The 246-nt window shown below is 43.1% G+C and carries 1 protein-coding gene; it reads left to right on the top strand.

Annotated elements, in window-relative coordinates:
• Positions 1 to 246: hypothetical protein (locus Q0739_RS15025; RefSeq protein ID WP_298239548.1), on the top strand; the 246-nt coding region annotated here is incomplete at both ends.

Raw genomic sequence — 246 nt, 5'->3', positions numbered from 1 at the left:
GCCGATTATATCGCTTGGAGAGATGGTTTCGCTGGTGTAACTTCTACCGATATTTGTGGTGCTGCTACAATGAGCTTTACTGAAGGTACTTGGGATTCACAAGGATGTACTGATACTATAACTGTAACCTTTACAGCAACTGATGAATGTGGATTGTCTTCTAGTCAAGATCAAACTTTCGTTATCTCTGATACAACACCTCCTGCTTTAGCTGGTGGTGCTGATGGAGCTGCTGAGTGTACAGGT

Origin of the sequence: uncultured Algibacter sp., assembly GCF_947487605.1 — a bacterium.
Classification (GTDB): Bacteria; Bacteroidota; Bacteroidia; order Flavobacteriales; family Flavobacteriaceae; genus Algibacter_D.
The sequence above is the reverse complement of the archived record's forward strand: the minus strand, read 5'-3'. Positions and strand labels throughout refer to the sequence as shown.